General features: G+C 47.8%; 6 protein-coding genes and 1 pseudogene. 4 read left to right on the forward strand and 3 right to left on the reverse strand.

Going from position 1 to position 6,577, the window contains the following annotated elements; genetic code table 11:
- Positions 1-204 precede the first annotated feature (204 nt).
- From RMO27_RS15610 to bchD, 3 genes are all read right to left on the reverse strand, one after another.
- Positions 205-408, reverse strand: a complete 204-nt coding sequence (locus tag RMO27_RS15610) for a hypothetical protein (protein ID WP_309734137.1) — start codon at positions 406-408, stop codon at positions 205-207.
- Between the two features lie 2 nt (positions 409-410).
- A complete protein-coding gene (locus RMO27_RS15615) occupies positions 411-752 on the reverse strand; it encodes a hypothetical protein (RefSeq protein ID WP_309734139.1) in 342 nt (113 codons plus the stop codon).
- 90 nt (positions 753-842) lie between these two features.
- Complete coding sequence (gene bchD / locus RMO27_RS15620) at positions 843-2,873, reverse strand: magnesium chelatase ATPase subunit D (protein WP_309734140.1); 2,031 nt, start codon at positions 2,871-2,873, stop codon at positions 843-845.
- A 784-nt stretch (positions 2,874-3,657) separates the two neighbouring features.
- Here bchD and RMO27_RS15625 point away from each other — a divergent pair.
- From RMO27_RS15625 to RMO27_RS15640, 4 genes and pseudogenes are all read left to right on the forward strand, one after another.
- Positions 3,658-4,731: a hypothetical protein gene (locus RMO27_RS15625; protein ID WP_309734141.1), complete on the forward strand. Its 1,074-nt coding sequence runs from the start codon at positions 3,658-3,660 to the stop codon at positions 4,729-4,731.
- A gap of 79 nt (positions 4,732-4,810) precedes the next feature.
- A complete protein-coding gene (locus tag RMO27_RS15630; RefSeq protein WP_309734143.1) occupies positions 4,811-5,377 on the forward strand; it encodes a hypothetical protein in 567 nt (188 codons plus the stop codon).
- Between the two features lie 146 nt (positions 5,378-5,523).
- Entirely contained in the window at positions 5,524-6,162 is a 639-nt protein-coding gene (locus tag RMO27_RS15635; RefSeq protein ID WP_309734144.1) for a hypothetical protein, read from the forward strand.
- A 116-nt stretch (positions 6,163-6,278) separates the two neighbouring features.
- Positions 6,279-6,577, forward strand: a pseudogene (locus RMO27_RS15640) (serine protease); the annotation flags it as partial.

Consider the following 6,577-nt stretch of genomic DNA (forward strand, 5'->3'; position numbering starts at 1 on the left):
GACAATCCTGAAGCAGATATTGAAGGTGCAAAAAATGCCAAGATGCACACCATCTGGAAACGTAATTCACATTGGTTCGCACCAAAGGGGGCTGATGCCACAATCGACGAATTGAGTGAAATTCTCTCGATCGTTAACAATAACTTTAGTTTAGGATAAGTATTTCCGATCGAGTGATTCTAAATTGTTTCAATACTGCTGAAATTAACTCTCGATTTTTGATGTGGGAACAGACTTAGATTTAGCTAATAATCTAGCTCGCCGTTGTTCTCTTAAACCTTTATCTAGAAGGGCTATGATTTCATCTAAATCTAAAGTCAATAAATCTAACATCCTGCCAGCTTCTCTCAAATTCGCGATATTTCTAGCTCTAGTTTCAGCGTCGGGAATTCTCAGTCGGTCGTTCATAGTTAATAGTTCCAATTACGTTGGATTTCTTGCAAGCTGGCGATACTAGCATCTAGGGTAGCTTCAGCAGCATCTATCGAGCGATACAATAAATTTAACACATCACTAGGTGCGACTGGCTGAGACTCAGCAGCTCTTAGTAGCAATACGTGAAATCGTGAGTATGGGGACAATAGCTTTTCCCTGATACTTTGCAGTTCTTCAAGCTCAGGCAAAGTTTCCGCCGTTTCGCCTTGTTGTTCTAATATTCTAAATTCTGTTGCTGTGGTTGCATCAATACACTCGATGATTTGGCGTTGAAGTGTAAAGATACTTGTGAGAACGGAATCTGGTAATTTGGCCACTGGTAAATCTGTCGATCGATAAGTTTAAGATTTGACTATGGCAGGAGTTGTAAGATGAAGAATGTCTACATTACAACTTCTGCTACTAAATTACCGCATATCCCCGATCGCACTCATCGCAGTAGCCGCGATCGCTTGTTCGGTAGCTTTGGGGAGATGATGATATTTACCATTAGCTTGCTTGGCTAATTCTTTGGCAAAACCCGTCGAGATAAATTTATTTTCGGTATCGATTACTAATAATTTAATCCCGATTGCTCGAATCCGCGAGGCAATATCGAGCAACTCTTGTTTGATATCTGGTTTCTCTTCTGGATCGATCGTATCGCCTAATGAACGGGCTAACGGCACATTGCCCCGTCCGTCGGTAATTGCCACGATCACCACTTGTCCGACATCCCCCGAACTTTGAGCATTGACACCCACCCGCACGGCTTGAGTCAAACCATGTGCTAGCGGCGAACCACCACCACAGGCAAGGCGTTCCAGGCGGCGTTTGGCCATCGCGATCGATCGAGTCGGTGGCAATAATACCTCGGCTTGTTCGCCGCGAAAGGGAATCAAGGCTACTTGATCGCGATTTTGATAAGCTTCAGTTAATAGACGCATTACCGCACCTTTTGCCGACTGCATCCGATTGAGTGCCATCGAACCCGATGCATCTACGACAAATATTACCAGCGCACCCGATCTCCGGGCTAATTTCTTACCGCGAATATCACCCTGTTCGACAATTACCTTGCGCTCTGGTTGCTGCAAACGGCGGGATTTTTGATAGGGTGCCGCCGCACGTAATGTCGCATCGACAGCGATCCGGCGGACTTTCCCTTTGGGTAAAATCGGTTTGACATACCGACCCCGATCTTCAGAAAAGACCATACTGCGGCTGCCGGATTTGCCCTGCTTTTGTTGAGCGGTTTGGGCGAAATAGAGGACGGTATCGTCGAGAATCACCCCTTCGATATCAAAGACAAATTCTTCAGGGATATTCGGCGGTTCGTCTGGCTGGTCTTCATTTTCTGGCTCGTCTTCGTCTTCTTTATCTTCTTGTTCCTGTTCGGAGTTGTCTTGGGGCTGCTGGGGCGGTGGCGGTGGTGGCGGGGGATTATTTTCGTCTGGTGGTGTTTGGATGACAGTCGCGCGGGGGACGATCACTAGCTCTACCGCTCGACGGAGATCGTCGGCATTGACATTCGTACGTCCTTCTAGTGCTGCTGCTGCTTTGGCAACCCGCACGGCAAATAATTCGGCACGGTGTCCCATCACGCCGCCCCGCAGAGCTTCGGTGACTAGGTAAGCAATCTGTTCTTGGCTAATCTGGACATCCTTCAACCATTCTCGTGCCAGCAAGATTTGAGTTTTGAGATTATCGATTTCTTCTGTATATTGTTCGAGAAAAGCTTGGGGTGATGCGGAATAGGAAATTGCTTGGCTGACGGCGGCCACCCGTTGGTCGATTTCCAGCACACCATCCGCTGAGAGCGAAATCGCAATTCGATCGAGTAAATGCTCTCGCAATGCTCCTTCATCGGGATTGTAAGTGGCAATCAGCAAAGGTTTGCAGGGATGTTGAAAGCTGATCCCTTCGCGTTCGATCTGATTGCGCCCATCAGTCAGGACGCTCAATAGTAAGTTGGCAATTTGGTCGTCGAGGAGATTGATCTCATCGATATACAATACGCCCCGATGTGCCTGTGCCAAGAGTCCTGGCTGAAATACTGAGGCTCCTGCCTGCACGGATTTGTCCAAATCGACCGAACCCAGGAGGCGATCCTCGGTTACGCCCAAGGGAATTTGCACGAATGGAGCTGGAACAACTGCCGTTGGTAATTCGACACTAGGATCTGTCGCTTGTAATGCTAATAATTTGTCATCCCACTCACTGGGTGCATTCGGATCGCCATTACTGACGCCACCAACCGTAATTTCGATCGGCGGCAAGAGTGAGTGAATTGCTCTTGCCATCACTGATTTGGCCGTACCGCGACCGCCAGAGATCGCCACACCGCCGAGAGTCGGATCTACAGCCGCTAGTAACAGGGCGAGTTTAATGGCTTCTTGACCGACCACCGCATTTAGGGGGAAGGCATTGCTGTTAGATGTGGCGATCGCTGTCGGCATTGGGATAGTAATTTTTTCGGTGGCGGAGCCTTTGCCTGGGGCAATCTGGCTGAATAGATCTTATTATCTCATACTAGCTTCTAGCGATCGAGCTGCCACGACCATCTAGATTTTCTCTATACTTCAGACCAAAATGTTGATTTTGGCGATCGAGTGGGCACAATTTAAGGGGGATCTTTAATTTTTAGTCAATACGCGATCGCTATAGATCGCAACCGATCTACTCGTCCATTCGGGGTAGCTATTTGAGACTATCTAATGGGTACAATTAAAGGTAGCTCCCACCGTGCGATCAATCGGCATAAATTGATTCGGGAAAAAATTGAATATCGGGACGATTAAGTCTTGGTACCGAGGTTGCCGATTGTCTTGACTAGTAATCGACACTGCGGTAATTTGAACGAGACAAATGCTGATAGCTATCGGCTCAGATGTCTATATACATTAACTTCTAAGCGAAATATGCTATCGGATAATCTCTCGATCGAACGATATATCTCGATTGATTAATTTACGACCATCTAGATGGAAGAGCGGACGATTGGCTAGATCCTTGTCAATCCGAAACATCAAAAGTATACTCGAAGATAGATGTCGATCGCGCAACATGCCTGATGGTATTAAACAAGATCGTGTTAATATTTAGGGAAATATACAAGACATATTTAAAGTTAAATTTAGATCGGCATTTTGGCTGGGATTTATACTAGATATGTCACCATCTCAGCAGTTAGTTACAAAAAATTCACGCATCAGCTCAATAAATATTCGGGAAATTTCAATCATGAAGCGATTAATGTGGTACGTTAGCTGCTGTCTGATGCCTTTATTCGGCGCATCAGCTACTTACGCCAACCCTGAAGTAAAACCCAATACGGATACCGTTACTGGAAATGCAGCTAGTTTGGGTAGGTTGTCCGGCACGGATCGCCACCAATCGCTCACAGCAACACCAATGGTTGCTAGTGATATTTTAGCTCAATCCCCACCCCCACCCCCAACCCCCACAGCTCCACCCGCTCCGACCGAAGTCCCTAGTACTCCTCCGAGTACCACCACTCCAGCGACTCCCAGTGGTGACAGTCAAGACGTCCAAGAGCAACTCAACAAAATCAAAGAAACCCCGGTCAGCGACAGTGGTTATCAGCCCAAAACATCTCCAGCATTTTCGATTTTCAACCCCGTTGGCTTTGGTGCTGACAAGAATTTAGTATTTTTCTCGCTCGATTATCAAAGTTGCACTAGAGGTCCAACTTGCGTCTCTGACGGTGGTGCGGGGATCGGGATCGGTTTAGGCGATGCGACCAACTCGATCGGTGCTGAAGTATCTTATGCTCTCAATAGTTTCGGTTCTAGTGCGGCCTTTGGTAGTGGTGCTTTTAGTGGCAAACTCCACAAGCGCGTAGCTGAAGACACTGCCGTCGCCATTGGTTGGAACCAATTTGCCAAAGTTAACTTCGGTGCAGGTCGAAATGGTAGCAGTCCTTCGGATTACCCGAACAATTCTTACTATCTAGTCGGTACCAAGATCTTTCGGACAGTTGATGATATCAATCAACCTTTCAGTCGGGTAGCCCTAACGGCTGGTGTCGGTAGTGGTGTATTCGTACCGTACGATGCAAACAACACTAGCCTCGATCGTGGTGGCATCGGTGTTTTTGGTTCCGTCGGCGTCCGCGTGGCTAGACCGATCAGTGCTGTTGTGGAATGGACGGGACAAGATTTAGCCGCAGGGATATCGGTCGCTCCGTTCGATAACTTCCCACTCGTGATTACTCCCGCCTTCCGGGATATTACTGGCATCCCTGGCCAAAGCGCGAGATTTGTCCTCGGTGCGAGTGTAGCTTTTAACTTCTAAAGCCGCTAAACTCTTGCCAATACCTGGCAACTGTTTCAATTACTCATAAATCAATCACCAATTTTAAGGTTGAATGACCATGCTAAACATCTCGAAATGTCACAAATTAATTGTTGGTTGTAGCGCGATCGCTGCCACCCTAACAATCGGATCGGTTCAGATCGCTCAAGCTCAAACTGCACCCCCTACCGCACCCCCTGGTGGTACATTCAGTAATGCCAGTGGCGGTAATGTCACTACTACCAATGGTGGTGGTGTGGGGATTGGCGGCAGCAGTGGCTCACCCAGTCCTGGAGTCATCAGTCGGGCAACAGCCTTATCAAATAGCGTCAGTGTCGCGCAAACTAATTACACTCAAGCCGCAACCGCTCTAGCTCAAGCAGAAGCATCTCAGCCCACAGTTTCCGATACAACTCCCGTCCGCTACGGCCGTCAAGTTGCCGATCTTGCCAGTTGTGGTTGCCCCAATGCCGACACTACAGCTAGCAACACCACTGCACCACGTCCAGAATTGGTAGCAGCTAGAGCCGCAGAAGCCGAAGCCGCCACCCAATTAGCCAATGCCAAAGCCGAAGCTCGCCAGTTTATCGAATCTGTCAACGGTGGTAATACTGCTGGTCAAGCAGTAGTCAGCCAACTCTGGTAACTAGATCCGATCTCCGATGCTAAGTTCGTCAATCCGAGCTGGCATCTATGCAAAAGAGCGATGTTAACGTTGCTCTTTTGCATTTGGTTACCTTCGATCGCTGCCACTATTCATCATTGACTACTACAAAGTTAGGCTAGACCACAATGACACAAACATCTAAATTTCGGAACCTGCTCGTTAGCTGTGGTGCAGTCGCCACATTAGCTCTTGGCGGACTTGTTAAGCCCGCTAATGCGGCCGAACAGTTTAATGACAAAGGCGTTCAATTCGATCGGGATACGATTATTGAATTTCAATTTCTCAAATCCAATAATGCTGCCCAATCTACCTTTGGTGTGGTCAATCTCGCTACTGGCGAAAAGACCCCGCTCATTAGCGAAGCTCGCGCTCAAGATCGACCTGGTAGAAATGCCGCAGGTACTGCGGGTAAAGCTGTCAGAAAGCCTTTTGCTGAATTCACCTTCAAAGCAGGTACTACCTACGCGCTCTATCTAGAGTCAACCCAAAAAGGGAAAGGGACTACGACTGTCTATTCGCTGCCCGATAAAAATGGCGGCTCGCAGTTAGCTCAATTCGAGAATGACTCTACTGCTTTGGGTACTCAAGGCGTCAGAATCGGTTGGAATGATGGCATTTCTGGCAAAGGTAGCGACTACAACCAGTTTTTGGTAATTGCTGGCGGTGGGATCGGTTGTCCTTGTAAGCCAAGCCCAGTCTTGACTGCACCAATTCCACCTGAAGTACCACCCACTCGTAATAATGCACCTAGCGGTCGCGGTTAAACTGGTTTGAGGTCGGTAAATATAAAAAGAGGGATGGAACACTGTTTCATCCCTTTTTTTGATGAATAATTGGCACAATAAAGAAATAAGAGTTATTTCCTATCGCTGACTGTAATATGAAATCAAAAATAGGTTCGGCGATCGTGGCAATCGTGTTGATAATTGCAACCTTGTTACCATTACCGGCGATCGCCGCAGTACCACCAATCGCCATCCCCAAGGATAATAGTGGCAGCAGCTTTGTCAGTAAAGCGGTAGAGTTAGTCGGGTCGGCAGTCGTACGGATCGATACCGAACGGACGATTACCCGCCGCATCGATCCCTTTTATGGGGATGAAGCACTGACGGGATTGCCACAGCAGCAATTATTGCGCGGTCAGGGTTCGGGCTTTATTATCGATCGCGATGGCATCAT

Origin of the sequence: Chamaesiphon sp. OTE_75_metabat_556 (genome assembly GCF_031378165.1) — a bacterium.
Lineage (GTDB): Bacteria > Cyanobacteriota > Cyanobacteriia > Cyanobacteriales > Chamaesiphonaceae > Chamaesiphon.

Bases quoted from the DNA above. Each gene is read 5' to 3' on its own strand.
- RMO27_RS15630 (WP_309734143.1), top strand. From the start codon at position 4,811: ATGCTAAACATCTCGAAATGTCACAAATTAATTGTTGGTTGTAGCGCG.
- RMO27_RS15610 (WP_309734137.1), bottom strand. From the start codon at position 408: ATGAACGACCGACTGAGAATTCCCGACGCTGAAACTAGAGCTAGAAAT.
- RMO27_RS15635 (WP_309734144.1), top strand. From the start codon at position 5,524: ATGACACAAACATCTAAATTTCGGAACCTGCTCGTTAGCTGTGGTGCA.
- bchD (WP_309734140.1), bottom strand. From the start codon at position 2,873: ATGCCGACAGCGATCGCCACATCTAACAGCAATGCCTTCCCCCTAAAT.
- RMO27_RS15625 (WP_309734141.1), top strand. From the start codon at position 3,658: ATGAAGCGATTAATGTGGTACGTTAGCTGCTGTCTGATGCCTTTATTC.